Below are 1,594 nucleotides of genomic sequence, written 5' to 3' on the forward strand. Positions count from 1 at the left end.
GCCGGCCGCGTTCCCGAACCGGTGAGCCAGGCAGTCACACGGAGGAGTGGCCGAAGTGGACCCAACTCCCGCGATGTCGTAGAAATGCGGCAACAGGGCCTCCTGGTCAGCTTGTTGGCGTAGACACCCTTTGGGCTACCAGGAGGCCCTGCGTTCATGCGCGGCACCCGCCGCAGTCACCCGATCGGGACTCCCGTTCGATCGACACGCCTCGTGATCGGTATAGCGGTTTCTCAGACCTGGGTGGCGATCCGCGCGAAGCGCTCGGGGTCGCGTAGTCCTACGCAGTCGTTTGCCCAGAATGCCTCGGAGTAGACGAATGTGCCGGTCATCCAGGGCTCGTACGACGACAGCTTCGCGACCTGGAACCCCAGATCCGGAATGCGCAGCGAGGGTGAACGGAACCCACACGAGCTGGCCCGCTGGAAACCACGCGTCCCGTAGTACGTCGGCGAGCCCTCCAAGAAGACCAGCGGCACTCCGCGGTCGTCAGCTGCTTTCAGGGCTGCCTTGATCAGCTGGGTGCCGACGCCGTGGAGCTGGTGGTCCGGGTGGACGCCCAGGGGTGACAGGCTGACGACATCGACCAGCTGGGGCTGGGCATCCAGGCGGCAGGCGCTGAGCATGACGTGCCCGACAACCTGATCCTGCCGTGTCGCGACGAGCGAAATCGGCTCGATTGCTCCCGGCGCGTCACGAAGCGCGTCCACCAGACCGGGGACGCGTTCCGGATTGCCGAAGGCGAGTGCATGTACGCGGCGTACTTCCGGATGATCTTGGGCCTGCTCAGGCCTGATCCCGTATACGAAGCTCATGATTGGCAGGGTAGGCAGCCATACGCGTGCAGGCGAACGGATTTGCGGACACCGGGACGAACGGTGGCGCACCCACCGCACCAACTGGGAACCTTCGTTCAACCATCAGACGAACCGCCCGGTTCGGCAACGGCTTCTCAGGCCGAGGCCTCGACCACCGGCCGGCGCAGCCCTTGCGGCCGCAGTAGCCGGTCATCGCACAGCCGAGGACCAGGGCGCGGACCGTCCCGATCCCCGCCCCGATCCCCATCGTGATCCAGGCGCGGGCCGGGCCGGCATCCGCCCGGTCGTCGAAGCGCAGGTCGCCCTGACCCCGTCGCTGAGCTGCCGCATCGGCTCGAAGTGCGCCAGGAACCGCTGGAACGACTGCAGGGCATGCGGGGGGATGTCGGCCCCCGAGGACGGCGGCGCGAGCACGATGAACACGGACATGCCGATCAGCTGCCCCACCCCGTCGAAGGTGGTGTCGGTCGCCTGCACGCCCGGCCCACCGCCGTGGTCGCCTCGATCGAGACGAGGAACAGCAGCGGCAGGTGACCCGCGTCCGTGCCCGGGATTCCGATCGTGGCCGGCATGACGGCGGCCGAGGTGACCAGCGAGATCCCGGTGGTCCTCACCGGCTTGACCACCCGGGTTCGGCGCCGGGGGGGCCGGGACGGTACGCCGCCGGGTGTGCCAGGGGCCCGGTTCGTTGTCGGTGCATCCGTCGGTGCGGCCGTCGGTGCAGCCGGGCGCGCCGTCGACTCCGTTGCCGTTGGTCTTGCCGCCGGGGAAGCCTG

Annotated in this window: 1 protein-coding gene and 1 pseudogene; both read right to left on the reverse strand. The window is 68.5% G+C overall.

Features of this window, described 5'->3' with window-relative positions; all coding sequences use genetic code 11:
* Window positions 1-233 precede the first annotated feature (233 nt).
* Complete coding sequence (locus ABZ641_RS36630) at window positions 234-815, reverse strand: N-acetyltransferase (RefSeq protein ID WP_359988862.1); 582 nt, start codon at window positions 813-815, stop codon at window positions 234-236.
* A 192-nt stretch (window positions 816-1,007) separates the two neighbouring features.
* Window positions 1,008-1,594 (reverse strand): annotated as a pseudogene (locus ABZ641_RS36635) (hypothetical protein); the annotation flags it as partial.

The organism is Kitasatospora sp. NPDC007106 (assembly GCF_040634455.1).
GTDB classification, from domain to species: Bacteria; Actinomycetota; Actinomycetes; order Streptomycetales; family Streptomycetaceae; genus Kitasatospora; species Kitasatospora arboriphila.